This window comes from Clostridium aromativorans, assembly GCF_020908015.1.
Classification (GTDB): Bacteria; Bacillota; Clostridia; order Clostridiales; family Clostridiaceae; genus Clostridium_B; species Clostridium_B aromativorans.
The window spans coordinates 1-26,015 of sequence record NZ_JAJJPB010000035.1 but is presented as its reverse complement, the minus strand read 5'-3'; the positions used below and the strand labels follow the sequence as shown (position 1 = coordinate 26,015).

Below are 26,015 nucleotides of genomic sequence, written 5' to 3'. Positions count from 1 at the left end.
TTTGGACTGGGCCTGGCTATCTCGAAAAAAATAATAGATTTTTATAATGGAACTATTGAGGCAGTAAATAGAGAAAAAGGTGTGAGCTTTATTATTAAACATCCGCTCTTACGTTGTAATTCAAATTAGAATGCTGCCTATTTCCCAAAAGATAAATTTAATAAAAATATAATATTTTAGTACAAGGAAGTATATATTATGAAAGATAAAAAAACTATTAAAAAGATAAGATTATATATAATTTATATTTTGATAATTTTTGGACTTGCATTTATATTGCAATCTTATGTTTTTTCAAGAGTTGTCGTGTCGGGTCCTTCTATGCAACCGACATTTAATAATAATGATGTAATATTTATAGAAAAAGTGAGTACAGAAATTGGCTACATAAATAGAGGTGAAATTATTGTATTTAATTCACATCGTGAAAGCAATAGTAACTATATAAAAAGAGTAATAGGCATAGCTGGAGATAAGATTAGAATAAAAAATTCAAAGGTCTATTTAAATGGAAAGCTTCTTTCAGAAGATTATCTCCCGAAGGGTACAGATACTGAATCCAATTCTATTAATACAGAGTATATTGTACCTAATGGGTATGTTTTTGTACTTGGTGATAACAGAGGTAATAGCACTGACAGTAGGATACTTGGGCCTATAAGTGTAAGAGATATAACAGGACATGTTGTTATAAGAATTTATCCATTTAGTGAAATAAAGATATTTTAGCCTTAAAGTTATAATGTTTATAATTATAACTTTAAGATTATAAATTTACATTATAGAGTTAAAAAGTTTACTTTTTAACTCTATTTAAAATACATCAGTCGAGTAATTATAATGGCTGTCAGTGTTTGTCTCCCACTTTATTGACTTAGCTTCAAAAAAGTGTAAATTATTTTTTATACTGGAAGATACATGAAATATGATATTTTATCTTTAGTGGATGTTTGAAAATCTATATTCCTTTCATGATATGCATCACCTGCATATTCATCGCCTTGGTTATCACATACGTATGCATAGTGAAAATCCTTAGGATCTACCCATTTCATAAAAGTATAAGTGTGAGTTGGTCCATTTCCATATCCTATTGTAAAACATATATCGCCAGGTAGTAAAAGAGACAAATCTGAAGATTTTACCCACCCCATACCTAAAAGTACATTAGTTAAAGTAGCAGTATTTGCTGTACTATTTGGTACATTCACACCGACACTTCTCAGGGCTTCACTTTGGTAGAATGCACAATTGTTGCTATATGGATCATCACCGTAACCTTGAGCTGCATGTATTTGTATGGCTCTTGTCAAAACAGCATTCCTGTTTGTATAGTTTATGAGGTAATTATACAATTTAACACCTATGCTTGATTGAGTTCTCTTGCCGTTTGATATAGTATTTGCTGATTGAAGCGGTTTTACAGTCAAGTTTAATGTTACAGTTCCATAATCTTTAACAGTACCATTAAAAGTGTAGTTTCCAGCTACATTTATATTGACAGAGGACTTGTCCCAGGAAACGCTTACCTGAGAGGTTGTACCATCTGACATAACTGCAGTCACTTTATCAGGTAGAGTAAAACTATCTCCCTGGCTTATAGTTTTAGTTATATTGCTTATTGAAGATATAATTGCAGCAGTTTTAAAATTAAGAACAGTAGGGTTTGAAAGCTGTCTCCCAAATTTTGAAACTATATCCTGTGATATAGATAAAGAGTATTCTGTTTGAGGATCCAACTTCACAGAGGATGTTACTGTAATAGTCTCACATAATTTATCAGCGGTCATCTCAATTGGAATTTCTTCACCAGTTTTTACATTGGTTAATTTTATTTTATCAGTTAATGTATTAATATCAACAGGTTCACTAAATTTTATGTTCCATGACTTAGTTACAGCTACATTATCCCTTGTAATAACATTGTCAATTGTTTTAGCACTCAAGTTTTCTGAAGTAGCCTTTTGCGCTTTATTTGTAACTGTTGTTTGAGAGTTATCATTAGTATTGACGCTAATATTACTGTTAGCATATGTATTTTGAGATGTATTATCTACATTTGAAACGTTCTTTAAAATGCTTGTATTGTTATCTGCAGACTTATTTTGTTGTACTTGTGTAATTGAAGATTCCACAGAAGACTTGTCCACTGTATTGGATGCCGCAAATACTGTACTATGCACCGGTATTTGTGTAAGTGCATATATTCCACAAAGCATTATAAAATTTTTTGTGAAGTTTTTCATATTAGACCTTCCTTCCATTTTTTTGTCACATATTTAGTTTAATCTTTTTTTGGATTTATTTCAACAGGTTATCTATAAAGAGGATAATTTGGGATAATAATAAATATGTATAACATAAAGAAATTACATTTTCACAAGTTATTGGCACAATCCGGATATTTTGATAAAAATAACGAATAAATTGATATCTTATGGATATACTATTCACAGAGTATTTCATTTAAATTATTTTTTTATGGTCTCCTTAATAAAAGCTCCGGTTAGATTAGGCTGGAGCTTTTATGTAAAAAATAAAACCCCGGTTTCCCGGGGCAATGACTATTACTACTTTATCTATGCTGTACTTGAGTAATTGGTTTTGGTGCTGCTTTATGCCCTACTTTTGGTGCCACTTTATGCTTTGACTTATTTATTGGTTTTACTACTGTCTTGCGAACTGGTTTTGGTGCTGCTTTACGTACCACCTTATGGACTGCTACAGGTGCCTTAGAAGGACACGCTTGAACCGTTGTAGCAAATCCTGTACTTAAAAATAATGGTGCAATAACCATAGCAGCTGATATTACTTTGTATTTCATCTTTAACATTTTCTTGTACCTCCTGAATTAAATTATTTAAAGTTAAATTTAACTTTAAATATAGTATATATAACTACTATGGTTAAAATATATTGTAATATTGTAATTTTCATGTGATAAAAACTATTATTGTGCTGATAACTGTTAATCACATATTGTTTTGACATTCAATATGTACAATAAAACATGAGATAAATATCAATCTTATGTTCTCTCACACTCGGGAACAAAGCAATGTAACAGGGTAAAAGCTCACCTAATTATTTATAATTTTAGGCGAGCTTTTATTTGTCTTATGCTTTATATTTCTTTTACCAGTATTTATATTGTTGATATTTTTTTCAAGTATTCTTATACTATATAAAAGGGTAAATATTATAAAAATCAAATGAAAGATATAAAATTATTAATTTACAGAAAGGATGTAAAAAATCCAATATCAGGTTAACGTAAATGCTTTATTGGGTATTAGTTTATGAAAATATTTAAATTCAGGATAAAATCTATGACCATAAGAATATGGCTGATATTTACATTTATAATAATTATTATAATATTTCTTATTTCATTATTATATTTATATAGTTTTAGGTATATTGATAAAAATAATCATATCAAAGATATGAAAGCATATCATGATATAATTTTAAAAGACGATGATTTTAATCATCCGCCAGACTTTACTAAAATGAGAAATCTTATTAATGTTGAGAACTTTATTGTCAATTTTAACCATGGGGAAAAAGAAATACAATATGTAAACAATCCTACCAATAATTCTTTACCTATGAATGGAAGTCCAGGAGCTAAAAGAATAGATTGGATAAGTTCCTTTGCAAAAAATATAAAATCAGAAACACAATTTAGAGCCTATTACGATAAAGTAGAATATTTAATCATAATAAGTCCAATAAAAAATACGGACTCATTGAAATCATACTTTGTGACATATATGCCATATTATGTAGATAATAAGTTTTTATATGAGGTAATATTGATAGGGATGATATTTATCATTATAGCTTTTATTACCTCAAAACTTGTTGCGACATATATATCAAAGCCTCTTAAAAAATTAGAAAATTATACAAGAGAAATAGCAGACAAGAATTGGGTTGAACCCATTAAAATTGACAATGATGATGAGATTGGCAAACTTGCCAGGTCAATGAATATCATGCAGAAGAAACTAAAATATGCCGATGAAAACGAAAAGATATTTCTCCAAAGTATATCCCACAGTTTAAAAACAACAGTCATGGTTATTATGAGCCATGCCCAGGCAATTATAGACGGTGTTTATATAGATTCTCCTGAAAGGACAGCAGAAATAATAAAGGATGAATCAATTGGACTTGAGAAAAAAATAAAACAGATACTCTATCTCAACACATTGGAATATACGCTGGAGAATAACCTTGAGAGTGAAAAGAATAAAAGCATGGATTTGAAGGACATTGTCAGTGACATGGTGGATAAGTTTAAAGTAGTCAGTGATGATATTAAATGGGAGTTAGAGACAAGCAGCTGCATTATCTTTGCAAATGAGGAAAAAATAAAGGTGTGTCTAGAAAATATACTGGACAATGCATTGAGATATGCCGAAAGTATTATAAAAATCAGACTAGAAAGAAATGATAATTTTGCTGTAGTGGAAATATATGATGATGGAAAACATATTGATGAGGACAGTATAAAATTGATATTCAATCATATGTATAAAGATAAGACAGGTAATTTTGGACTGGGCCTGGCTATCTCGAAAAAAATAATAGATTTTTATAATGGAACTATTGAGGCAGTAAATAGAGAAAAAGGTGTGAGCTTTATTATTAAATATCCACTCTTATGACTGAAGGTAAGAAAAATATTATTTCGGATCTTCTCAACGAGTACGATATCAAATCAGCAGAAGATGTTCAGGAAGCATTGAAAGACCTGCTTGGAGGTACTCTCCAGGAAATGCTGGAGGCAGAAATGGATGATCACCTGGGATACAAAAAATATGATCGTTGTGATGAAACAAACTGTAGAAACGGCATAAAGCCAAAGAAAATACGAAGTAAATACGGTGAAATGGACATAAATGTTCCCCAGGACCGACAGAGTACCTTTCAGCCACAGACAGTAAAAAAACGTCAAAAAGATATTTCAACTATTGAAGACAAAATAATTTCCATGTATGCCAAGGGTATGACAACAAGGCAGATATCTGAAATTATTGAGGATATTTATGGCTTTGAGACAAGTGAAGGAATGATATCAAACATCACCGATCGTTTACTATCTGAAATTGAACAGTGGCAGCAGCGCCCGCTATCAAGCATATATCCAATTGTTTTTATAGATGCCGTACATTTTTCGGTTAGAGATAATGGTATAATACGAAAACTTGCCGCATATATCATTCTCGGTATCAATGATGAAGGAAAGAAAGAAGTTCTGTCTATCCAGATTGGCGAAAATGAAAGCAGTAAATACTGGCTCAGTGTCCTAAACGAACTCAAGAACAGGGGTGTAAAAGACATACTTATTCTCTGTGCTGACGGGCTTTCTGGTACAAAGGAATCAATATCTACGGCATTTCCAAAAACAGAATACAAGAGGTGTATTGTACATCAGATACGTAATACATTGAAGTATGTGTCATATAAAGACAAAAAAGCCTTTGCCTCAGACTTAAAGACCATATATCAGGCCCCGTCAGAAGAAATAGGCCATAGGAATATGGAAGTAGTAGCTGAAAAATGGCAGGATAAATATCCGGGAACAATGAACAGCTGGTCAAAAAACTGGGATGCCATAAGCCCTATATTCAAGTTTTCAACGGATGTCAGGAAAGTTATCTATACTACGTTTTTGTATATATCTTTAAAAAGCAAATCGAAACAATCCATCATAACTCACCTTTCTAATTTATTTTAGAATTTTTAATTACCATTTAAAGCCGATATTCAGTTCTGCTTGTTTTTTAAAAATTCTTGAAAATATTTCTTCCCTTACAGTTTCAAGTATATTTACATATTTTAGTTCATAATAATAGTTTGAACCTGATTTAAATAGCTGGATTAATGCACCTGAAACAATTAGTTGGTCATCATTCTCAAAATTAATTTTTATATTGAAAAATTGTTTAGTTAAAGATTCCTTTATATTAATATGACAGTAGAACATTAGAGAATCACCTCCAAGTTTAAATATTGCAATACTACTAATAGGAAATTTACAAAATATAAGTTCTCCCTGTAAATTCCATGATAGATTAAAGTAGTTGTTAAACTCAATTTGATGAATTTCTTTTATATGTAAAGTATTTTCTTTGAAGAAATTAAAAGCAATTTTATATTGATAAATATCGATTGTATTTTTACATATATATAAATGCATACATTGTATATCGGCAATGTTTATATCATTTAAAAAAATAAATTCATTAGATTTAAATATATATTCTGAATCTGTTTTTCTTAGAATTCCGTCTATTGAGTATGATGCTTTTGAGGTTTTTATTGTAAGAGTACTCCATTCGACTTTATTATCTAATTTATATATGCTATTGTTTTTAGACTTTATTATTACTTTTATTGCCGCATCTACAACTGTACTATCGAACTTTTTATCAGCGGAATGGAGAAGCTCTGTAACTAAAGAGTCTAAACTTTTAGAAGTATTGTAACTTCTGGCTGCATACATTGCATCTATGGCATCTGCAACAGAAATTATTTTACTTTCTAAAGGAATTTCATCGCCTTTCAAGTTATCAGGGTATCCAGTCCCATCTATTTTTTCATGATGGTATTTAATATATACCGCTATGTCATAATATATATTTTTTAATAGATTGTAGCCGTATATACTATGCTCTTTTAATATTATATATTCATTTTCCGTGAGGTTATCTGTTTTATTTAAGATATTTTTATTTATACATAATTTTCCCATGTCATGCAGTAATCCTGCGAGATAAATTTTATCTATTGAACTATAGTTTAATTTTAATTGTATAGCTATTTTCTTTGAAATATCAGCTACGTTATATGGGTGAAAAACCATAAGAGGCTCTTTTTCTTTGAGTATTTCAGTCATTATATAAATAAGTTCAAATATAAGCTCGTTTTTTTCATGGGATAGAAAATACATCTCATATGTATTTATAATTGAGTATAAAAGATATTTGAAATTGTCATTATTAATAAAATCGATATTAATGTGGTTATCATTTGTATCTAGTGAACACATGTATATGAATGTTGTTAAATTATTTTTACTTTTTATAGGTATAAGTAATTCCTCTTCTGCATTTTCTAAAATAATGGGAAAATTTGTTGTACAATTGTTTTTTACAAAAATTATCTCCTTATTGTAAAATAATAGTTTTAATTTGCTTTTGCCAAAATTAGTTATATTTATTTTTGACAATTTAGGCAGAGCTTTAAAAGGATTATTTTTAATGTCTAAAATTTTATCCAATGTAACAAAATTTTTATCTATGTTAAAATTAAGTATTGATATTGTATCACAATTAAAGCAGTCTCCTATATTTTTTAATAAAGTATTAATATTATTGCTATTAAAGATAGATTTATAAGATTTAATCATTTTGACTACCTCCATATATTTAATGAAACAATTTGTTAATTTTGTTTCATTAAATATGATATTGAAAGTATAAATTACAAAGATCTTTAAAGATTTTATTTAAAGAATTATTTAAATGACAAAAAATATTATGAAACGTTTTTTATGTTAAATTAATAAAAATTATATTTGGGGGTTTATTTATATATGACAGTTGAGCCAATAAGAGATAAACATAAAATAAAACAGATTTATTATTATTTAAAAGGGAAAGATTTAAAGTATGGATTAATGCTGAAGTTCGGGTTAAATACGGGTCTCAGAATAAGTGACATATTGCCGCTAAAAATCAAAGATATTTTTACTGTTTCTTGGGAATATAAAGATTATTTGATATTAAATGAAAAGAAAACTGGAAAAGAGAAAAAAATTAAGTTAAATAATGCAATTAGAAAAGAAATAAATAATTATGTAAAACAAAGAAACGTTGTGTTGGAATCATATTTGTTCCCAAGTCGTAAAGGTGGGCATATAAAAAGGATTCAGGCCTATAGAGTATTAAAAGAAGGTGCTAATATATGTGGAATTGAGAATTTTGGAACACATAGTTTAAGAAAAACCTGGGGGTATTGGACATATAAAATGTCTAAATATAATATAGGATTGATAATGGATACTTTTAACCATAGTTCTCAATATATAACACTTCGATATATAGGAATAAATCAGGATCAAAAAGATGAATTGTATTCTCTTGTTCAATTTTAATATATGCTGAAAATTGTACTAGAAATTTGTATTAAAATGACAAAACATATAGACATATGTGGTATTATATGCTATATATATGTTATGAAACAAAATTAACAAATTGTTTCATTAGTATATAGAATTCAATAATTAAATGGAAAAATTTAAATCTATAAGCTAAATAAGTGTATGTAGCTGTATGTATATTATAATGTTATTTTTAATTTTTTATAATTAAAATGTTAAAAAATATATTAGTAGTATATCCAGAATCCTATAATTTTATTTGAGAGAGTTATGAATATTGTATACGATTAAAGTATATCTATAGATTAATTGCTTTCTTTTGTGGTTGAAGCCATGAACCGTGTACAATTCAACCACGTTCATATCAGAATATTCAGCGATATAGTTTTGAAAACCTTTATAAAGGTTTACATTTCCTATTACGAAATTAAATTTATTAAACTATTGACCTAGAGTTAACTCTAGCGAGTATAATGTTATTTAAGGAACGATGATTACAACGCTCCTTTTATGCATATAACAATTTCGAAATGGGAGTGAATGAAAAATGGAAAAAGCAAAAGTTTATTTTACGGATTTTCACACGGTGGCTTTTGGAGATGGACTGCCAACTAAACTTAAAAAATTAATCAAAAGGGCTGGTATTGGACAGATCGATATGGATGGCAAGTTTGTTGCTATTAAGATGCATTTTGGTGAATTGGGGAACATAAGCTACCTTCGCCCCAATTATGCCAAGGCTGTGGCTGACGTAGTAAAGGAGCTAGGTGGAAGGCCTTTTTTAACTGATTGTAATACTATGTACCCTGGCAGCAGAAAAAATGCTCTTGAACATTTAGAATGTGCATGGGAGAATGGCTTTACACCAATGACTGTGGGATGTCCTGTTCTGATCGGGGATGGATTGAAGGGTACAGACGATATTGCAGTACCTGTATCAGGAGGTGAATATGTAAAAGAAGCCAGAATTGGACGTGCCATTATGGACGCGGATGTGTTCATCAGTCTGACACATTTCAAGGGGCACGAGATGACTGGTTTTGGCGGCACCATCAAAAATATCGGTATGGGCTGCGGTTCTCGTGCTGGAAAAACAGATCAGCACAGCAGTGGCAAGCCACACATCGACCAAGCACTGTGCCGGGGCTGTAGGAGATGTCAGCGGGAATGTGCCAACGATGGACTGGAGTTTGATGCAGTCAGCAAGAAGATGATGGTTAATCACGAAAATTGTGTTGGCTGCGGCAGATGTCTGGGTGCGTGCAATTTTGATGCTATTGTATTCGACAACAATGCTGCCAACGAGCTGCTAAACTGCCGTATGGCGGAGTATGCTAAGGCTGTAGTAGATGGCCGCCCTAGTTTCCATATTTCACTTGTGGTGGATGTGTCTCCAAATTGTGACTGCCACGGAGAAAACGACGTGCCTATTCTGCCTAATTTGGGTATGTTTGCATCCTTTGACCCGCTGGCATTAGATCAAGCCTGTGCAGACGCCTGTTTGAAAGCCACACCACTTCCAGGAAGCCAACTATTTGATAATATGTCAAAGCCGAGTTTCATTGACCATCATGACCATTTTACCAATTCTACACCTGGATCCGAATGGCGTAGCTGCTTGGAACATGCAGAGAAAATTGGTTTAGGTACTCGAGACTATGAAATGATCGTGATCAAATGAACTGAGTATATGATAAAAGAGTTGTTTTACAGGTACAGGCAATTCGTTAAAATAGTTAAAGATTTAAGAGAAAAATTATGAATATTCAGGAGACGTATAAAATGTATGTAACAAGCGAAACAATTGTAACTATTTTAAAAGTTTTACATAGCATAAATTGAAGTGTTTAATTTGGAGGATGTTATGTATTTTGACAAATATGAATGCCCTTTTTTAAGTCATAATGACTATGGGTATAGAAATGATAATATGAATGTACCTGCCAGAAAAGCTGTGGCCCATATAGCGGGAGGCCCTTTGGATCCTAACATAAGAGGTACTGCTGTCTTTACTCAAGTACCTGGGGGGACTGAGGTTTCTGTAGAAGTTAATGGATTACCTACTTATAGACCTGCCATGGATGGAAATCCTCAAATTGGGCCTCATGGATTTCATATACACCAAAATGGTACATGTGCTGTAGGTGATTCTGCTGAACCATTCAGTTCTGCCGGAGAACATTGGAATCCAACTAACCAGCCCCATGGCAATCATGCAGGAGATTTTCCTGTTCTCTTTTCTAATAATGGTTACTCTAGAATAACTTTTTTTACAAATAAATTTAATGTTGCTCAGATTATTGGAAAATCAGTGATCATACATGAGAGCCCAGATGATTATAGAACTCAGCCTTCTGGAGCGTCTGGTAGAAGGTTAGCTTGCGGTGTTATTAGAGTAGTGATGTAATTAAAGAATGTTTAAGAAAAATATTTTCTTATGGGATAATGGGTGATACCTCAGTATATTGGGGTAATGGTAGCGGTCGGATAAAAAAAGATTAGAATTTCTCTAGTTTCAGAGTGTCGACTTTGTTGGCGCTCTGAAAAAATATATTTTATATTTTTTCACAGTATTAATTATTTTAAAGTCTAATTAGGTAATGAACTTACGATGGTATCCCATTATCATTAAAAATAACATAATCACTAAATTCACGATCTGCTTTCTTTACATTCATATCTTTAGGTTTTCTTTTTAATTTTGATACATTAGCTTATCAGTACAAATGTTAATATCAATTTCATGTATTTATTTTTCATCTTTACAACAATAACCCTTGTTTTAAAATATGCTATTTTCTCAACCGTTTACAATTTATAAAGGTCAATCTGATTTTTTGATGGTATAATTAATAATGTTGACAATTGGTTTTCTATAAAATGGTACTGAGTAAATTAAGGTTTGAATAATTTATTTTAAAGAAATTATTTGAGAATGGGTGATAAAATGGATAGAAAAACTTTAATTAAAAGAAAGATAATGAATAAATTTATAGATGCTACATTTATGATAATTGATACTGAAGGTGTGGGGAACGTTACGATAAGAAAGGTATCAAGTATTGCAGGATATAGCAGCTCTACCTTGTATAATTATTTTGAGGATTTAGATCATCTTGTTTTATTTGCATGTATAAGATATTTAAGAGATTATACTCAGGGCTTAAAGAATTATATAAAAAATGCTAAGAATAGTTTTGAAAGATATATTTTAATATGGAAGTGCTTTTGTGCTTATTCATTTGAAAGACCTGAAATTTACAATCTTATTTTTTTTTCAGGCCATAGTAATTCATTGAATAACACTATTAGTGAGTATTATAGAATATTTCCCGAAGAATTGGCTGATTCGTCACTTCGTCTTAATTCTATGTTAATAGGGAATGATATTTATTCAAGAACATTATATTCATTTGAAGGTTGTGTTGAGGAAGGGTATTTCAATGAAGAGGATATAGTGGAATTAAATGAAATCACTATTTTAATATATCAAAGCGTATTGTCAAATCTACTAAAGAAGAATCCACCATATAGTTCAGAAGAAGCTTTGAAAAAAGTAATGAAATATATTAGAAGAGTTGTTAAGGCTTATCAATTACCTAACAATTAGCTATAAGGCATGAATTTTAATGATTATTTTAGTTAAGTTACTTTTTTACTGTTCATAGATCAGATTTAAAAGATGCATATTTGATCGATATCTAATACAAATGATATGCCAATAAAAAATTATTGAAATAAACACTAAAATGAGATATTATAATATTAAATAGATCGTGATCATATATTTAGAAAATTTAATCATGATTTATTTAAAAGACATAAGTTATTCAAAATTTAATCTGTTTATTTTAATAAAATCATGGATGAAAGAATTAAAGGCGTAAAATTAAAATTAGACTTATTAAAAAATAATTGCATGTTTATTTATATCTTACCTATTATTATTTTACATATTTAAATATTCAAATAAAACTAAAATTGAATATGAATGTAGAGATTGTTATAAATAATTAATAAATCTTAAGGGGGTAAGTATAATGACAAAGTTAGAGTTCATAAAAAAGGTGGAAGAAATTTGTTTAATGGAAAATTGTAGCATCTCGAGTGCAATTGATGTAGTTATGCATGAAAATAGAATAACTAATACAGAGTTCATTGCATTGTTCTGTAAAGGTAAAAGTAGTATAGAAGATGATACACATATAATGTTTAAATGAGGAAACTTTTTAATGTTTTTTATTTATATTGTCATAGGTAATTAATTGTTATTTTATCTGTCTTTATATCCCGTGCGCTAAGTTTCTGTTCCGGATGGCCGATGGCAATGCCTAACAGTGGTTCAAAGTCATCGGGGAGGTTCAATATCGCTGTATTGTCAAGTTCAGGAATTTCGCGCATTGCTTCAAGGGAACCCCACATAAATACGCTGCCCAAGCCAAGATTTGTGGCAGCCAAGTGCATAGAGTAGGTAATGCATGCGACATTTGAAAACTCAATGCCTGGTTGTAAATCCTGTTTCCTGTGAGATACAAAAATTACTGTCGGAGCGCCGTAAAATGGATCGAAAGCTTTCTGGTTTAGTTCAACATTAGAGGTATCGCCTATGATCTTTTTCATCTTAGCTTTATCCTCCCAGCGTTTAGCGGAAGCTTCTGATAGCTTATCAAGTATATATCCGCTCTGTACGACGGTCAAATGTATGTCCTTATACTGATTACTACCTACTGGGGCGCTACTTGCAGCGGCTAGTATGTCGGCTAAATTGTCCTGAGATATTTGTTCCTGCGTAAACTTTCTGGTAGATTTTCTATAGCGCAGTAATTCAAAGTAATCCATAAATACCATCCTTTCATGCCACCAAATTTTGTTTATAGCAACTTGCACTACAACGATAACATGAGCTGTTTGTAGTGTCAATGATTACAATTGATTGTTATAATGATATTTATCAAAAACCTTGATTTTCCTAACTTTATGGCATATAATGATAGAGTAAAAACTGTATAAGACAGTTCGAAACCATCCTGTCTATAAGTGGCGTAAGGCCAGTTATATCAATAGTCACAGAAATAGAAAATCCATTTGCAAACATATTTGCAAACATGGAATTTAAACAGACAATCTATGAGTTATGTATTATTATACATTTAAGCCTGTGTTTTTTTATGTGTATTTTTACTGCTTTTAATTAACATAGCTATTTTTTCAGCAGCTTCACGGTCGATAGATTCCATTACATGTGAATACAAATCTAAAGTTATAGATGCTTTACTATGTCCCAACCTACTACTGGCAACTTTAGTACTAACTCCAGCTGTTAGCATTAAACTTGCATTTGTATGCCTTAAATCGTGAAATCTTATATGAGGGAAGTTATGAGTCTTTAAAAAATTACTGAACATGAAAGATAGCACATGTGGGGTTATAGGAAGACCATTTACTTTTCTGGTACATACTAAATTTTTATCTGTACCCCAGGTATTTCTGCTTCTTATTTTCATCTCACATTGCCATCTGTAGTGTTCTCTTAATATAGGAACTAGTGATTTTGGAATAGCTATAGTTCTTTTGCTTTTTAAAGTTTTTGGTTCCTTAAAATAATATTTGCCACTTATATACTCTAAATTTTGTATTACACTTATTGTTTTATTATCTAAGTTTACGGCATCCCAGCTGAGTCCCAAAACTTCACCACGACGCATACCTAAAAGCAATGCTAATGTAACAGGCATTTTTAATGTTAGATTGCCTTGGACTTCTTCTAAAAGCAGGTTACATTGATCCGCACTTAAAATTTTGGTTTCTTCTTTTTTCTGTCGTGGTAATTTTACTTTAGCCAATGGATTTTTTTCTATGAGATCCATGTCTAATGCATATAAAAGAGCAGAACTCAAAACTCTTTTATGATTTGACAATGTCCTAGGTGATAAAGATTCACTTTTTAAATCAAAATATTTTTGCAGATTATAAGGCTTAATGTTTTGTAATTTTAATTTGCCGATGACAGGTATTACATGATTGTATATAATATTGTTATATCCGTCTATTGTAGTAGGCGACAAGTTATCTTTTTTGATTTTACCTTTTAACCAGTCATCTAAAAAATTACCAAGGGTAATATTGTTGTTGTCAATTAATTCCCCATCTTCAAGTTTGACAAGTATTCTTGGTAATTGTTTTTCAGCTTCATCTTTATTCTTAAATCCACTAAACCATCGTTGCTTACGTCTGCCAAAGGCGTCCCTACCTACGTCAATAACTATGGAATAAGAATTATTTCGCTTAATAATACTTCCTTTCAATTAAATTACCTCCTTAGCAAACTAATGTTTGGTATAAAATTAAAAAATAATAATATCCTTACACGTATACCACCTCCTTTAAAGATAATTTATAAGAATTTAGATATTAAATATTTAATATATTCTGGGAGACAAATACCATTTAAATTATTTTTATCTATATTGTTATGTATCTTAAAAAAATATGAAGCAAACAAGTTGGCATCATATTCATTTCTTAATTTATCCACTGAATCCATTGAATCTGCTCTGTCCAATAGAACTTGATCTTCATGCTCCAGTACACAGTGACCGGTTTCATGGAATAATACAAATTGTTTTTTAATTTCATCAAGTGAAGAATTTACTCTTATTACCCTTTTGTTTTTTGATAAATACAAATAATATCCATTTAAGTTTTTAGAAAGAGGTGCGTAATCAAAATCTATATGTTTCAATGTAGTTCTCATAATTATTTCAGGATTTGAAGTAGCTGATTTTTTTATTAACTTATTTACTTTTCTTTGAATATAATTTTCAATAAACAATTATCCCATCCCCCAAAATGAAATTTACTTATCTTTTTTCTTTTTGTTCACCCTGTATTTTTTAGGAGTGAATTTCTTTTTGTTTTTTAAAGTAAGAGATTGTAATGCCGCACTTATACTTGCCTGAAGTATTTCATAATCCTCATCTTCAAGTGAATTTTTATTTTTTGATAATGAGACAGACAAATTATTTACTATATCCTGGGCCTGTTTATCTAATCTTTTCTGTTCCTTCACGGAAAGAGTCGGATTGAATTCGTTGTCTTCATTGGTATTATATTTATCGTCAAAAAAATCGTTTACTGAAACATCTAAAATAGAGGCAATTTTTTGAAGCACCTCTAAAGAAGGGTTTTTTCTTTTGTCATTTAAAATATAGCTCAAATATGTCGTGCTAATCTCAGCTTTTTCAGCTATCTTCTTTGCACTAATTCCTTTTTCGTTCATTATTTTTTTAATATTTTCACCTAACATAAATTTCCTCCATATAAACTATTTGTTTAATTATTATTTATTATAAACTCATAGTTTACAAAAGTCAAAGGTAAATTAAGAAATTTTAAGAAAAACGGAGTAATGAACTAGTAGTTTAACAATATAGTAAGATAATTTAAACTACTGGTTTATATTAGACTTTATTAAACTAAAAGTTTATGATAATATAAACCTACAGTTTAATAAGGAGGTTATTTAATGAACAGCATTAAAGCAATTAAGAAAAAACTCAATTTAACCTATAGGGATTTGGAAAAACAGACTGGGTTGAGTGCTATGTATATATGTTATCTTGCGGAGGGTAAAAGAACTAATCCAAGTTTAGAAGTAATGCAAAAGATATCCTCAGCGCTGGGCAAAAAAGTTGAGGAAGTGTTTAAGCTTAATTAATAAACATATCTTCAAAGAAAATTTAAGAATTTAGAAAGGAGGGTGGAAATGGAGAAGAAAAAGTTCACGTTAACTATATCTTCAGAGCTATTGGAACAAATAAAAGAAATGGCTAATAGAAAAGGAATGTCTGTTAGTGAATACATTCTTTTAGTGATTAGCCAAGATGTGAATAACAATTAAATTTCTATGTTTTGCTTAATATACTCTTTTATAATCATTTCAATTTCTTTATTGACAGAACGACCGTGATTTTCGGCTATAATACGTAGTTTCTGCAATAATTCAGTTGGAATCCTCAGAGTAAATTTTGATAATTCAGAAGCCACAAAAATACCTCCTTGCCATCAAAATGACATCATAACTATAACATAAGAAGGAAAAAAAATAAATATTTGACGGCATAATGACGGCATAATAATATGAGTTTAGGAGGTGACGGCAATATTAGCTGGAAACTAGATGAAAAATGAATGAGGATGAAAAACTAATAGTTTAATAAAGATTAAATTCGGATATCATTGACATTACTACCTTCTAATTGATAATTCTACGAAATGATGTAGTTCACAAAAATATACAAGGGGGGTTTTGATATTGGATGAATATATAAATTCTCTTCCTGAAGTAATAACAATTAAGGAAGTGCAGAAGATTTTAAGGATAGGAAAAAGCAAGTCTTATGAAATTGCTAGGCATAAGGATTTTCCTAAATTGCCTGTAAGTAAACCTATAAGAATTCCTAAAAGAGAGTTTTTAGAATGGGCTGGATTATATGGATTTGTGAAAAAGGGAGGAAAAGCCAATGGTTGAATATACGTTGGGACAGGTAATAGACAAACTTGGGAGAAATCCGAAGTTAAAATTTCAATTTGTTGCGGAGGAAACTTACAAATCAGTTAGAGGAATAGTGATTGCCCTGGATGGAGATGGAAGGGTTGTAAACCAAGAAGGACAACCTGTGCTGTCAGATTTTACATTAAGGAGTAGGTTCAGATTGGTCAATGCTCCTGTGGATAGGATGGCAGCCTTTAGAGCATTTCATGAAGGCAAAACAATTTACTGTGACTGTAGGGGAATTAGGTACTATTACAAACCTGAATCATCTGGAAAGTTGACTATTTTTGAAAATCAATTTTATAAACCAGTTTCGATTGAGGAAATTTTGTATGGCAAGTGGTTCATAGGGGAGGGTAAGGATGTTTAGAGCAGAGAGAGTTAAAGGATATAACAAACTTAATATTTTAGATAAGGAACTTTTTGCAAAGTTTTGCAAGAGATTTTACGAGGTATGGGAGTACCCTGAAACACACACACCAATAAGGGTGGAAAGGAAAGAAAATTATCTGAAAGTAACTTTGAGTGATGGTGACTGGTTGCATGTACTGGAAAATGGCGATTGGTATTAGGGAGAGGGAAAAATTGAAAGAGAATTGGTATGCGCTTTTCATAGCTTCATTACTTCCGGTAAAAAGTGCAGATGAAGCTTTTAATTTGTTCTATACCGGAGATAAAAAATATATAAAGACTAGAAAGACAGGGATAGAAATGCTGCTTATGCAAAGGCAGGGATATTCAAATTCGGACATAGCTAAAATGTATAAAATAAATAAACATACTGTTGATACAAGAATTCATACCGCCAGAAATATATTCCCAGAGGAGATATGAGATATGGAAAAATTGAAGGAAAAATTAAGGGAATACATTGATTTATATGGCCTGTCTGATGAGAGGACAATTGAAATCAGCCAGGAGTTGGACGAGCTGATTGTTCAAAAAATGAAGGAGCATGAGGATAAATGAACGGGTATTTAAAATGCTTGATTGATCAGTATCAAAGGAAATTCAATAAGTCCACGGGTACGGAGAAAAACATATATATGGAAGTTCTGATAAGTCTCAATAAGTTTAAAGAGTATATTGAGAGGACTGAAAAACCAAAGGAACCACAGGAAAAAACAAAAATGGCTGTTGATGATATTTCCGATATCCCTATGAAGTATATTGCAGTTGGATTTAAAGGGAATACATCTGGATTTGCAGAGTACCTCAAAAAATTGACGGATATGAGGGAGATAGATAAATGAAGGAGGATATATGGAAGATAAAGCGTATGAAAAGCTGGAGAAAGAAAATAAAATTCTTAAAGAACTTTTAAGAGAAGGTTTGGAGTTTATAGAAGGCTATAGGGAAGAGGCTAGGTACTGGGAACACATGTATAACTTGAGCATTGCAGATGCAAATAGGAATATTTTAAATAGAGGCGCAGGTAAAATAACAATTTTGAAAAGGAGCCGGGTACGGGTATGAGATTACATATGGAAGATATGGAAAATGAGGAATCCGAGGAATCAAAAAACAAGTACTTTATCAATTGGAGTATTGTATATGTTGTATTTTCAGGACTTATTATGTACGGATTATTGATGCTTGTATTTTTGTTGGCCGTGTAGGTAATTTATGCAGGAAATTCAATTTTGCTAATTCTGAATAAAAAGGGGGAAAAAATTGGCTATGGAATCAAATAAATTGGAAACTGAATTCGATGAAATATTAAAAGAAACAATTGATAGAACAGTTGAGCTGCAATTTAATTCTATCATAGATACCAAAATAAAAAGAGATATAACAAGATCGAGGAAATATATTGAACTGGCAAAAAATATAGAAAAAACACTGGATGAACTTAAGTCGAAAATTCCAGAGGATATTTACAAATCAATTATTGCACTTATAGGACTCAAAGATGATGAAAGTATGCTTTATCTAAAATATTTTTTCAAACAAAAGGAGTTGTGTCTGGATTGACAGACTTAAGTTTTTTAGCCGAAATTCAAAAGAAGGTATAATACAAAATCATAGTCTTAAAGGATGGAGAAGATAAATAACCATGAGGAGGAACTATAACGTTGTTAATTGATATTGATAAAATAACTGTTAATAAAAGGATAAGGAAGGACTTCGGCAATATTGATGAACTGGCGGAGGATATAAAGGAAAACGGCCTTATAAATCCGCCGGTTGTCACCCCGGAGTTTCATCTCATAGCAGGGGAGAGGAGACTCAGGGCCCTGGAATACCTCGGATATGAACAGGTTGAAGTACGGGTGATGGCCGCAAAGGACTACGAGCACCAGTTCAAACTTGAAATATCCGAAAACGAGAACCGAAAGGATTTCACATTCAGCGAGCGGATCGAATATGCAAGGAAACTTGAGGAGATAGAAAGAGTCAAAGCTGAAAAAAGAAGATTAGCAAATTTGAAACAAAATACCGAGGTGGAAAGTTTTCCACCTCGGGCCGAACAGGGGAAAACAAGAGAAATAGTAGCTGAAAAATCAGGTTTCGGGAGTGGTAAGACTTTTGAGAAGGCAAAATATATATCGGAGAATGCCAGTGAAGAGATGATCAAATCACTGGATGAAGGGAAACTTAGTATAAACAAGGCATATATGGAACTCAGAAAATCCAGGGATGAAGCACTCAAAAAAGCTAAGGAGGCTGAGAAGACAGCCGGTCAGGAAAAGCAGGAAAAGGAGGAACTTGCAAAAAAATATATGGAATCAAAAAAACGTTCTGATGAAATAGAGAAAAAATACAAATTGAAACTTTCGGAAAAACCTCATGTCGTGAAAAAGGAAATCATCCCGAACGACTATGAAGAATTCAGGAAGCGTGTTTCGGTGCTTGAAGCTGAAAAGAAAAAACTGGAGGAGCAGAACATTGAAAAGGACGACGAACTTGAAAAAAAGAACGAAGAGCTTGCAGCTTTGAGCAGGGCTGAAATTCAGTTAAAAAACAAGTACAAAGTTAGACATGAACTGGCCAACCTGGTTCAGGAGGTCAACGGGAGCACTGCGAAAATAGAACTTTTGATGAAAGACATAGACAATTTAGAGGATATGGAAATAACGAATTTCATGGAGGATGTAGTTGAGAGCCTGTGTGATTCGATAGAAAAAATAAATTCACTAAATAAGAATAGAAAAGGGGATGTGGTAAATGCAGAATTCGAGGTTGGTTGAAATAGATCCTAAGTCATATTTATATAAAATGACCGAGGACCAGATAAAAAATGAAGCAAATATAGCAACTGAAATTTTTATCGCCAGGCAATTCAGCAGGGTACATTATGAAGACTTGATGTCCTCTTCCTCAATTCCGGAAGGATGTGCAAGCAAGAACAGATTAATTGCATGGATTAATGACTATGTCAGGGGCAAATACAAGAGGATGGGTGTCATCTCAAGATACAAATATGAAAGGCCTGAAGATTTTGTGGATGGCATATGGCAGGCAAACAGCTTTGGTTCCTTTGCACAATTTATGAAAGATGTACTGACAGATTTCAAATTTACCAGAAACAAAAAAATATCCGATGAATTCAAAAGGTCTTTCTTAAGTGAAGAATGGTACTGGGAAGCTCTGTCCATAAGTGGTCTAAAACTTTTAGAAGATCTGTACAAGCATAATGCACTTCAAACCAATATTGCTAAAGCTTATATAAGGCAGGTCATACTTTCAAGAGAGCTGCTAAGTAAAGTAGGTCTAATAATTGGAAGATCCACCAAGAACCATGATGCGGGAGATATACAGCAGCAGCTGGAAAATGTATTTGAAATTACATTTAAAAATCAATTAAAAGCAGCATTTGATATATTCAAAAATTATGAGGAATATAAAATATATTTAAGATTCAGAAAACCAATTTCAAATAATCTTAAAATGATTTATTCGGAAACCCAAATTTTGAAATTACAGAACAAACAAAGAGAATAGAGGGTTATATTGTGTTGAGATGTTTGAATATTACTCAATATATTACATTGGAAAGATGTATTTATATTCAGTCATTAGGGTTGACTATATTTGTTGATAACGGTAGGAATATTACGGTGGATATAGATATCCAGGAGGTGGAAACAAACATGTATATGAATAGTTACAACATTGTAAAGAGGTTGAATGATGGTGAGTATGAGGAAATAATCAAGGATGATAGAAGTGGAAATAAGCTGGCTTCAAAGGTTTTATATCAATTGGATCTTTTACATAGATGTCCGGAGGATCCGTCATTTAGATCTATGTTTGAAAAAGCTTATTTAGCTTATTTGGATTATAAAAATTCAGACAACTGATTTAGCAGGAGGTGCATAACATGAGAGATTGTGTAAAAGACAGGGCAGTGAATGTAGGCAAATATTTAATATCAAGCAAGGTAACTGTGAGAGATGCTGCAAAAGTATTTCATGTTTCCAAGAGTACTATATTCAACGACTGTACCGAGAGATTACCGATTCTAGATGCAGTGCTTGCAAGAGAGGTTCGGAAAGTACTGGATTTCAATAAAAATGAAAGAGGCATAAGGGGAGGACAAGCAGTAAGAGAGAGATACCTTTTACTGTCAGGCTTATAGAACAGTAAGCCGCGTCTAGTGGAGGAATAATCATGAACGCACTTGTATTTAATGAATACCCAATAGTAATAAACAGGGTTTTAGCAAAGATAATCGGATTAAATGAAAGCATAGTACTGCAGCAGCTTAACTATTGGATTGAGAATAACAAAAAGAAAAACATAAATTTTCATGACGGCCATTACTGGACATATAACAGCATGAAAAAATGGCATGAGGATGCTTTTGATTTCTGGAGTCTTGATACTCTTAAAAGAGCTTTTAAGTCCCTTGAAAACAAGGAACTGATAATAACTGGAAATTACAACAAGGAAGCCAGAGACAGGACAAAATGGTACACTATAAATTTCGAAAAATTGGAGGGTATCAGCCAATGCATTAGTGCAAAATGCACCAATGGAAAAGTGCAGAATGCACCAATGCATAAGGGCAATTTGCCCCAACCATTACCAGAGACTTCTACAGAGATTAACACAGAGATTTCAAAAGATATAGATATACCCGTTGAGCAGGAGCAGCAAAGTCTGCTTGATGAAAAAAACGCATCACGGGATAAAATCCCTTATGATGAGATATTCAATGCTTTTAACAGTATATGTGTATCTCTTCCTAAAGTAATCAAGCGTACTTCCGATAGATGTACGAATTTAAAGGCCAGATGGAAAGAGTATAAATCCATGAAGCCATTTATTACAGTGTTTAAAATGGTTGAAGAAAGTGATTTCCTATCCGGTAGGAACAATAAATGGGCAGGGTGCAACTTTGATTGGCTTATGCGGAAAAATAAGTTTATCAAAGTATTGGAAGGACATTATAGAAATGCACAGGAATTAAATAATTTTAAAGATAGGGGTAACGCAGTCAAGTCTTATAGAAAACTTGAAAATGAGATGCAGCAAAGGTTATTAAAAGAAAACGGTGATATTGAATCTGATGAAAATTTAGATAACAGAAGCATTATGGAAAAGATAAGGAATAAAGCAGGAGATGGATGATAGATAAATTTTGCAAAGGAGAAATTGTACAGTGAATGATTTGAAAAAAGTTGTAGAGGATAATATGGGGTTAGTTGGAGATATAAGTAAAAGGTATTCAAAGTGTTCAAATTATGGATATGATGATATTTTTCAAGTCGGATGTATAGGGCTTATAAAAGCGGCCCGAAATTTTGATATACATAAGGGATACAAGTTTTCAACATATGCCTATATAAAAATCAAGGGAGAAATATTATTATTTCTAAGAAGTAGAATTAAATTTTTTGATTCTGATAATAATGCTTTCAAGCAAATTTCAGATGTACACAAAATCACGTATCCTTTGTCACTGGACTATGTCATTAATGACTCCAGTGTAAAAAAACAGGTGGTTTTTTCTGAAATTATTTCAGATAATTTCAATTTGGAAGAATATATATCACTGAGACTTGATATAAAAAATTGTATAGATAAGCTTCCCCAAATGTATCAAAAGATACTTGTATTAAAATCAGAGGGGTTTAAACAGAGAGAAATAGCACAAATCATTGGAATTTCTCAGAATTCTGTCAGTAGATACTATAGAAATGCATGTAGAAAAGTCAGAAAATATCTGTCAGATTACATTTGTAATATTATGTAAATATATATATTGTAAACAAAATTGACGTTGAAAGGAGCAGGAAATACTTTGAAACAGCTGGTATTAGCCGAAAAGCCGAATGTGGCCCAAAAGATAGCAAAGGCACTTGAATGTAAAATCAAACAAAATGGATACATGGAAGGTGAAAAATATGTGATAACCTGGGCATCCGGACATCTTCTGAAGTTATATGATGCCAGGGACTATGAACCGGAAATGGCAAGATGGGACATGGACAATTTCCCTTTCATACCGCAAAAGTTCAGATACAAAAAAATCAAAAGCTATGAAAAACAATTGAGCATAATAAAAAGGCTTGTACAGAGAAATGATATAGAGAATTTCATTGTTGCTACTGATGCAGACAGGGAAGGGCAACTTATAGGGGAGACAATAATTGACTTTTTAAAAGTCAATAAGCCTGTGTACAGGGTGCTCAGAAATGAATGGACACCTGAAGATGTAAAAAAAGGATTTGAAAATCCCATACCCAACAGTGAAATGAAATCACTTAAGGATGCGGCTGTATGCAGGCAGTGGTCAGACTGGCTAATAGGGATAAATCTCACAAGTGTAGCTACCCTTAAATATGTAGCTGGAAAAGGCGTACTTAATGTTGGAAGAGTGCTGATGCCAACTCTCAAACTTGTTTATGACAGGGATATGGTCATAAAGAAGTTTGTGCCTGAAAAATATTTCAAGCTGATGGCAATTTTTATAAATGAAAATGGTGAAAGATTTTCAGCTGTTTATTTTAAGGACAAGCAGGATAAGTTTAAAAATGAAAAGGAACTTCCTGAAATTTTGTCAATTGTAAACAGAAAGGGTGTAATAAAAAATAAAAAGACTACCAGCAAGACGGAGAATTCACCACATTTGTTTAATTTATCGACTTTACAGGGATATATTACATCTAAGAATCCAGCCTGGACATCCGACAAGGTTTTAAAAACAGCACAGTCACTTTATGAAAAATCATTCATTACGTATCCACGTACGGAAAGTATGTATCTGGAGGAGAGTCTTGTAGATAAAATGAGAAAAGTATTTGAACTTTTAAAAGGCAGTCTTGATGCAAAATTTGATGATTCCAGGAGAATATTTGATAGCAGCAAGGTATCAGGACATAGTGCTTTGACACCTACTTATATAGTGCCTGAAAATCTTACCAGGGATGAAAAAATCGTATATAATGCCATAAAAAACAGATTTTTAATGCAGTTTCTAAAATCCGCCAAATATGAGGAAACCAGAATCATTATATGTGTTGAGGGATTACAGGGTGATTTTTATGCAAAAGGAAGGATTGAAGTGGATAAGGGTTGGAAAATTCTTGAGTATGTTAATTCAAAAGATAGTATACTTCCGCCTTTAGCTGCATTGGATAAAGTTACCATGGAAAATGCGGAGATAAAAGAAAACTTTACAAGTCCTCCACTTCACCACACTGAAAAATCACTAATTGTTCTCATGATGTCCTGCGGTAAAAAAGTCACACGGAAGAATAATGAATCTGTTTTAGGAAATGTTTTGAGTGGGTTTAAAATCGGTACTGCTGCTACCAGAGCCGATGCTATTGAAAAATTGAAAAGTGCAGGCTATATAACCAAGAAGGGCAGATACCTTTATATATCTGATCTTGGGAGAAAGATGGTTGAGAATTTCCCTGTCAAAAGTTTATTCGATTTAAATTATACAGGACATCTTGAAAAGATATTGTCTGATATAGAGTACAACAAGATAAGGAAAGATCAATATTTAAGTCTTATTTATGATTTTACAAGAGAGGCTGTTGATTTGATTAAAAATGCCCCTGATATGGTGCTCAAAAAAGGAGAGTTTTCAAAAACTCTTGGCAAGTGTCCCGAATGTGGTCACGATGTCATAGAGGGCAGAAAAGCCTTCGGATGCAGCAACTGGAAAGCAGGGTGCAGGTTTGCCATATGGAAGGATGACAAATATTTAGCCTCTATGGGCAAGAAAGCCACCAAGTCAATAGTGAGGGAACTTTTACAAAATGGGAAGGTAAGGATAATGGATCTTAAAAGTAGGAAAGGTACTTTATTTGATGCCTACTTCATGTATATAAAAAGCGATGACAAGGAAAACAAATATCCATACAGATGGAAGATGGTACTTAAAAAGTAATTCTTATAAAAATATAAATTATTTTTAATGAGGAGGAGGCAGTATGACTCTAAAGAAAGAGGCAATTCACAGGTTAACAATCAGATTCAACCTTGATCCGAAACAGAGAGCAGAACTTTCGGAGATTATTGACGAAATTTCCAAGGTTGAAGCCTGCAGTTCAAGTGTTGCGGCGGAGAAGGTAAAACAGTTGATGGAGAACAAGCATAATAGCATTGTTGACATAAGAAAAATATACGGTATCGAAAAATTATTCACCTTGAAGGAATATAATCCCGATGATGCCAGTTAGATTGATAAGAGACAAAAATAAATAAGATAAAGATTGGAGAGTAAGAAATGTTTGAAGCTTATAAAAAATTTGTTATGAACACAACACAAAATTTATTTCATCCGGAGCTAACTTCTTTTACAGAATACATTCAAGTCGTTTTATGCTCCATGTTGGTAATAATTTCGTTCTTGTTGATAGTTGCAGCTGTTATTGCAATAATTGCACTGCCGATTGTCTTTTATAAAAAAATTATCAAGAAAGTAGATATTCAAATTAGAAAGGCAAATGATGATAAAGTACTGATATCTAAATTAAGACGTAAGAAAACTATCTTTATAATACTTTTTATATTAGCTTTGCTTGTGATTTACGTACCTATACTACTACCGTTGATAATAATAGTTATAGATGTTTTATGGGCTTCAGCAGTTATGAGAGTAATACTTTCTATTATTGGAATTATACTTGCAGGTATTGCTCTTACTGTATTTTTTATAGTTTTGGAGAATCTATGACGATAGCTTATTATTGCAAAAAGGAGGGTCAAAATGAAGGACACTAGCTTTAGGAAAATAGCCGAGAATCCTCCCATTTTCAAAGGGGAGATGAAAGGCTGCTATCAAAGTTACTATATGTATATGTTGAAAGCCTTTATTCT

The 26,015-nt window shown here is 31.9% G+C and carries 35 protein-coding genes and 1 pseudogene; 28 read left to right on the top strand and 8 right to left on the bottom strand.

What is annotated here, in order from left to right; genetic code table 11:
• Nucleotides 1-198: 198 nt before the first annotated feature.
• Nucleotides 199-729, top strand: coding sequence for a signal peptidase I (lepB, locus tag LN736_RS17030; RefSeq protein ID WP_179977747.1), 531 nt, complete (start codon nucleotides 199-201; stop codon nucleotides 727-729).
• 173 nt (nucleotides 730-902) lie between these two features.
• On the opposite strand, the gene LN736_RS17025 is transcribed toward lepB, so the two are convergent.
• Together LN736_RS17025 and LN736_RS17020 are read right to left on the bottom strand one after the other, a co-directional pair.
• On the bottom strand, nucleotides 903-2,246 hold the full coding sequence (locus LN736_RS17025; protein WP_150359031.1) for an Ig-like domain-containing protein: 1,344 nt from the start codon (nucleotides 2,244-2,246) through the stop codon (nucleotides 903-905).
• 329 nt (nucleotides 2,247-2,575) lie between these two features.
• Nucleotides 2,576-2,824 (bottom strand): hypothetical protein, encoded by a 249-nt coding sequence (locus LN736_RS17020; RefSeq protein ID WP_229982066.1) that lies wholly within the window; start codon nucleotides 2,822-2,824, stop codon nucleotides 2,576-2,578.
• 475 nt (nucleotides 2,825-3,299) lie between these two features.
• Between LN736_RS17020 and LN736_RS17015 the strand changes: the two genes are divergently transcribed.
• Nucleotides 3,300-4,676, top strand: a complete 1,377-nt coding sequence (locus tag LN736_RS17015) for a sensor histidine kinase (RefSeq protein WP_229982065.1) — start codon at nucleotides 3,300-3,302, stop codon at nucleotides 4,674-4,676.
• A pseudogene (locus LN736_RS17010) lies at nucleotides 4,673-5,704 on the top strand (IS256 family transposase); the annotation flags it as partial. The gene LN736_RS17015 and the pseudogene LN736_RS17010, both read left to right, overlap by 4 nt.
• Before the next feature lie 54 nt (nucleotides 5,705-5,758).
• Here the strand turns inward: LN736_RS17010 and LN736_RS17005 are convergent.
• On the bottom strand, nucleotides 5,759-7,423 hold the full coding sequence (locus LN736_RS17005) for an HD-GYP domain-containing protein (protein WP_229982064.1): 1,665 nt from the start codon (nucleotides 7,421-7,423) through the stop codon (nucleotides 5,759-5,761).
• 186 nt (nucleotides 7,424-7,609) lie between these two features.
• Between LN736_RS17005 and LN736_RS17000 the strand changes: the two genes are divergently transcribed.
• The 5 genes from LN736_RS17000 to LN736_RS16980 all read left to right on the top strand — a co-directional run bounded on the left by LN736_RS17000 (nucleotide 7,610) and on the right by LN736_RS16980 (nucleotide 12,399).
• The gene (locus LN736_RS17000; protein WP_150357914.1) at nucleotides 7,610-8,170 is read left to right on the top strand and encodes a tyrosine-type recombinase/integrase; all 561 of its coding nucleotides are present in this window, start codon (nucleotides 7,610-7,612) and stop codon (nucleotides 8,168-8,170) included.
• Between the two features lie 556 nt (nucleotides 8,171-8,726).
• Complete coding sequence (locus tag LN736_RS16995; protein WP_150358987.1) at nucleotides 8,727-9,860, top strand: DUF362 domain-containing protein; 1,134 nt, start codon at nucleotides 8,727-8,729, stop codon at nucleotides 9,858-9,860.
• Nucleotides 9,861-10,043: 183 nt separating this feature from the next.
• Nucleotides 10,044-10,586 carry a superoxide dismutase family protein gene (locus LN736_RS16990; RefSeq protein WP_229982063.1) on the top strand — a complete coding sequence of 181 codons (543 nt, stop codon included), beginning with the start codon at nucleotides 10,044-10,046 and terminating at the stop codon, nucleotides 10,584-10,586.
• 540 nt (nucleotides 10,587-11,126) lie between these two features.
• Nucleotides 11,127-11,789: a TetR/AcrR family transcriptional regulator gene (locus LN736_RS16985; protein ID WP_179977743.1), complete on the top strand. Its 663-nt coding sequence runs from the start codon at nucleotides 11,127-11,129 to the stop codon at nucleotides 11,787-11,789.
• 430 nt (nucleotides 11,790-12,219) lie between these two features.
• Nucleotides 12,220-12,399 carry a hypothetical protein gene (locus LN736_RS16980; protein WP_179977742.1) on the top strand — a complete coding sequence of 60 codons (180 nt, stop codon included), beginning with the start codon at nucleotides 12,220-12,222 and terminating at the stop codon, nucleotides 12,397-12,399.
• 31 nt (nucleotides 12,400-12,430) lie between these two features.
• On the opposite strand, the gene LN736_RS16975 is transcribed toward LN736_RS16980, so the two are convergent.
• From LN736_RS16975 to LN736_RS16960, 4 genes are all read right to left on the bottom strand, one after another.
• A complete protein-coding gene (locus tag LN736_RS16975; RefSeq protein ID WP_229982062.1) occupies nucleotides 12,431-13,018 on the bottom strand; it encodes a nitroreductase family protein in 588 nt (195 codons plus the stop codon).
• Between the two features lie 311 nt (nucleotides 13,019-13,329).
• Entirely contained in the window at nucleotides 13,330-14,484 is a 1,155-nt protein-coding gene (locus tag LN736_RS16970) for a tyrosine-type recombinase/integrase (protein WP_229982061.1), read from the bottom strand.
• Nucleotides 14,485-14,573: 89 nt separating this feature from the next.
• The gene (locus tag LN736_RS16965; RefSeq protein WP_229982060.1) at nucleotides 14,574-15,011 is read right to left on the bottom strand and encodes an ImmA/IrrE family metallo-endopeptidase; all 438 of its coding nucleotides are present in this window, start codon (nucleotides 15,009-15,011) and stop codon (nucleotides 14,574-14,576) included.
• 24 nt (nucleotides 15,012-15,035) lie between these two features.
• A complete protein-coding gene (locus LN736_RS16960; RefSeq protein ID WP_229982059.1) occupies nucleotides 15,036-15,485 on the bottom strand; it encodes a helix-turn-helix domain-containing protein in 450 nt (149 codons plus the stop codon).
• A gap of 219 nt (nucleotides 15,486-15,704) precedes the next feature.
• On the opposite strand from LN736_RS16960, the gene LN736_RS16955 reads away from it, so the two are divergent.
• Together LN736_RS16955 and LN736_RS16950 are read left to right on the top strand one after the other, a co-directional pair.
• Nucleotides 15,705-15,896 (top strand): helix-turn-helix transcriptional regulator, encoded by a 192-nt coding sequence (locus tag LN736_RS16955; protein ID WP_229982058.1) that lies wholly within the window; start codon nucleotides 15,705-15,707, stop codon nucleotides 15,894-15,896.
• Nucleotides 15,897-15,944: 48 nt separating this feature from the next.
• Nucleotides 15,945-16,079, top strand: a complete 135-nt coding sequence (locus LN736_RS16950) for a DUF6364 family protein (protein WP_150358210.1) — start codon at nucleotides 15,945-15,947, stop codon at nucleotides 16,077-16,079.
• Here the strand turns inward: LN736_RS16950 and LN736_RS16945 are convergent.
• Nucleotides 16,076-16,225, bottom strand: a complete 150-nt coding sequence (locus tag LN736_RS16945) for an Arc family DNA-binding protein (protein ID WP_229982057.1) — start codon at nucleotides 16,223-16,225, stop codon at nucleotides 16,076-16,078. The two genes, LN736_RS16950 and LN736_RS16945, sit on opposite strands and share 4 nt — an antisense overlap.
• Nucleotides 16,226-16,493: 268 nt before the next feature.
• On the opposite strand from LN736_RS16945, the gene LN736_RS16940 reads away from it, so the two are divergent.
• The 18 genes from LN736_RS16940 to LN736_RS16855 all read left to right on the top strand — a co-directional run bounded on the left by LN736_RS16940 (nucleotide 16,494) and on the right by LN736_RS16855 (nucleotide 25,872).
• Nucleotides 16,494-16,709 carry a helix-turn-helix domain-containing protein gene (locus LN736_RS16940; RefSeq protein WP_179977739.1) on the top strand — a complete coding sequence of 72 codons (216 nt, stop codon included), beginning with the start codon at nucleotides 16,494-16,496 and terminating at the stop codon, nucleotides 16,707-16,709.
• Entirely contained in the window at nucleotides 16,702-17,103 is a 402-nt protein-coding gene (locus LN736_RS16935; protein ID WP_229982056.1) for a hypothetical protein, read from the top strand. The genes LN736_RS16940 and LN736_RS16935 overlap by 8 nt, the downstream gene beginning before the upstream one ends.
• The gene (locus LN736_RS16930) at nucleotides 17,096-17,305 is read left to right on the top strand and encodes a hypothetical protein (protein ID WP_229982055.1); all 210 of its coding nucleotides are present in this window, start codon (nucleotides 17,096-17,098) and stop codon (nucleotides 17,303-17,305) included. The genes LN736_RS16935 and LN736_RS16930 overlap by 8 nt, the downstream gene beginning before the upstream one ends.
• Before the next feature lie 13 nt (nucleotides 17,306-17,318).
• Nucleotides 17,319-17,567 (top strand): hypothetical protein, encoded by a 249-nt coding sequence (locus tag LN736_RS16925; protein ID WP_229982054.1) that lies wholly within the window; start codon nucleotides 17,319-17,321, stop codon nucleotides 17,565-17,567.
• A gap of 3 nt (nucleotides 17,568-17,570) precedes the next feature.
• Entirely contained in the window at nucleotides 17,571-17,702 is a 132-nt protein-coding gene (locus LN736_RS16920) for an aspartyl-phosphate phosphatase Spo0E family protein (RefSeq protein ID WP_229982053.1), read from the top strand.
• Nucleotides 17,699-17,986, top strand: a complete 288-nt coding sequence (locus tag LN736_RS16915) for a hypothetical protein (protein WP_229982052.1) — start codon at nucleotides 17,699-17,701, stop codon at nucleotides 17,984-17,986. The genes LN736_RS16920 and LN736_RS16915 overlap by 4 nt, the downstream gene beginning before the upstream one ends.
• 10 nt (nucleotides 17,987-17,996) lie before the next feature.
• Nucleotides 17,997-18,209 carry a hypothetical protein gene (locus LN736_RS16910; protein ID WP_229982051.1) on the top strand — a complete coding sequence of 71 codons (213 nt, stop codon included), beginning with the start codon at nucleotides 17,997-17,999 and terminating at the stop codon, nucleotides 18,207-18,209.
• Nucleotides 18,206-18,352, top strand: a complete 147-nt coding sequence (locus LN736_RS16905) for a hypothetical protein (RefSeq protein WP_229982050.1) — start codon at nucleotides 18,206-18,208, stop codon at nucleotides 18,350-18,352. Before LN736_RS16910 ends, LN736_RS16905 begins: the two co-directional genes overlap by 4 nt.
• A 55-nt stretch (nucleotides 18,353-18,407) precedes the next feature.
• Nucleotides 18,408-18,707, top strand: a complete 300-nt coding sequence (locus LN736_RS16900; RefSeq protein WP_229982049.1) for a hypothetical protein — start codon at nucleotides 18,408-18,410, stop codon at nucleotides 18,705-18,707.
• A 101-nt stretch (nucleotides 18,708-18,808) separates the two neighbouring features.
• Nucleotides 18,809-19,924, top strand: a complete 1,116-nt coding sequence (locus tag LN736_RS16895; protein ID WP_229982048.1) for a ParB N-terminal domain-containing protein — start codon at nucleotides 18,809-18,811, stop codon at nucleotides 19,922-19,924.
• Nucleotides 19,902-20,678 carry a hypothetical protein gene (locus LN736_RS16890; protein ID WP_229982047.1) on the top strand — a complete coding sequence of 259 codons (777 nt, stop codon included), beginning with the start codon at nucleotides 19,902-19,904 and terminating at the stop codon, nucleotides 20,676-20,678. Before LN736_RS16895 ends, LN736_RS16890 begins: the two co-directional genes overlap by 23 nt.
• 11 nt (nucleotides 20,679-20,689) lie before the next feature.
• The gene (locus LN736_RS16885; protein ID WP_229982046.1) at nucleotides 20,690-21,037 is read left to right on the top strand and encodes a hypothetical protein; all 348 of its coding nucleotides are present in this window, start codon (nucleotides 20,690-20,692) and stop codon (nucleotides 21,035-21,037) included.
• A 20-nt stretch (nucleotides 21,038-21,057) separates the two neighbouring features.
• Nucleotides 21,058-21,315, top strand: coding sequence for a sporulation transcriptional regulator SpoIIID (locus tag LN736_RS16880; protein WP_229982045.1), 258 nt, complete (start codon nucleotides 21,058-21,060; stop codon nucleotides 21,313-21,315).
• 32 nt (nucleotides 21,316-21,347) lie between these two features.
• Nucleotides 21,348-22,310: a hypothetical protein gene (locus tag LN736_RS16875; RefSeq protein WP_229982044.1), complete on the top strand. Its 963-nt coding sequence runs from the start codon at nucleotides 21,348-21,350 to the stop codon at nucleotides 22,308-22,310.
• Nucleotides 22,311-22,341: 31 nt separating this feature from the next.
• On the top strand, nucleotides 22,342-22,935 hold the full coding sequence (locus LN736_RS16870) for a sigma-70 family RNA polymerase sigma factor (protein WP_229982043.1): 594 nt from the start codon (nucleotides 22,342-22,344) through the stop codon (nucleotides 22,933-22,935).
• A gap of 48 nt (nucleotides 22,936-22,983) precedes the next feature.
• A complete protein-coding gene (locus LN736_RS16865; protein ID WP_229982042.1) occupies nucleotides 22,984-25,083 on the top strand; it encodes a type IA DNA topoisomerase in 2,100 nt (699 codons plus the stop codon).
• A gap of 43 nt (nucleotides 25,084-25,126) precedes the next feature.
• Nucleotides 25,127-25,375 (top strand): hypothetical protein, encoded by a 249-nt coding sequence (locus LN736_RS16860; RefSeq protein WP_229982041.1) that lies wholly within the window; start codon nucleotides 25,127-25,129, stop codon nucleotides 25,373-25,375.
• A 47-nt stretch (nucleotides 25,376-25,422) separates the two neighbouring features.
• On the top strand, nucleotides 25,423-25,872 hold the full coding sequence (locus tag LN736_RS16855) for a hypothetical protein (protein ID WP_229982040.1): 450 nt from the start codon (nucleotides 25,423-25,425) through the stop codon (nucleotides 25,870-25,872).
• The last annotated feature ends 143 nt before the right edge of the window (nucleotides 25,873-26,015 follow it).